Raw genomic sequence first — 737 nt, forward strand, 5'->3', positions numbered from 1 at the left:
TGTCAGAAAGCAGACCAAACAGCGGGTGATGCTGCCAACTTACTGATTTAGTGTATGATGGTGTTTTTGAGGTGCTCCAGTGGCTTCTGTTTCTATCAGCTGTCCCTCCTGTTCAGCTACTGACGGGGTGGTGCGTAACGGCAAAAGCACCGCCGGACATCAGCGCTATCTCTGCTCTCACTGCCGTAAAACATGGCAACTGCAGTTCACTTACACCGCTTCTCAACCCGGTACGCACCAGAAAATCATTGATATGGCCATGAATGGCGTTGGATGCCGGGCAACAGCCCGCATTATGGGCGTTGGCCTCAACACGATTTTACGTCACTTAAAAAACTCAGGCCGCAGTCGGTAACCTCGCGCATACAGCCGGGCAGTGACGTCATCGTCTGCGCGGAAATGGACGAACAGTGGGGCTATGTCGGGGCTAAATCGCGCCAGCGCTGGCTGTTTTACGCGTATGACAGGCTCCGGAAGACGGTTGTTGCGCACGTATTCGGTGAACGCACTATGGCGACGCTGGGGCGTCTTATGAGCCTGCTGTCACCCTTTGACGTGGTGATATGGATGACGGATGGCTGGCCGCTGTATGAATCCCGCCTGAAGGGAAAGCTGCACGTAATCAGCAAGCGATATACGCAGCGAATTGAGCGGCATAACCTGAATCTGAGGCAGCACCTGGCACGGCTGGGACGGAAGTCGCTGTCGTTCTCAAAATCGGTGGAGCTGCATGACAA

At 54.5% G+C, this 737-nt stretch carries 1 protein-coding gene; it reads left to right on the plus strand.

The features are described 5' to 3' along the window. Positions 1–79: 79 nt before the first annotated feature. A protein-coding gene (locus E0L35_RS25375; RefSeq protein WP_249362192.1) for an IS1-like element IS1A family transposase occupies positions 80–737 on the plus strand; the annotation gives its coding sequence in 2 pieces (ribosomal slippage) (positions 80–329 and positions 329–737; 659 coding nt annotated over the 2 pieces). This gene is flagged as partial in the annotation.

The sequence above is a fragment of the Halomonas sp. ATBC28 genome (assembly GCF_005937175.1).
Lineage (GTDB): Bacteria > Pseudomonadota > Gammaproteobacteria > Pseudomonadales > Halomonadaceae > Vreelandella > Vreelandella titanicae.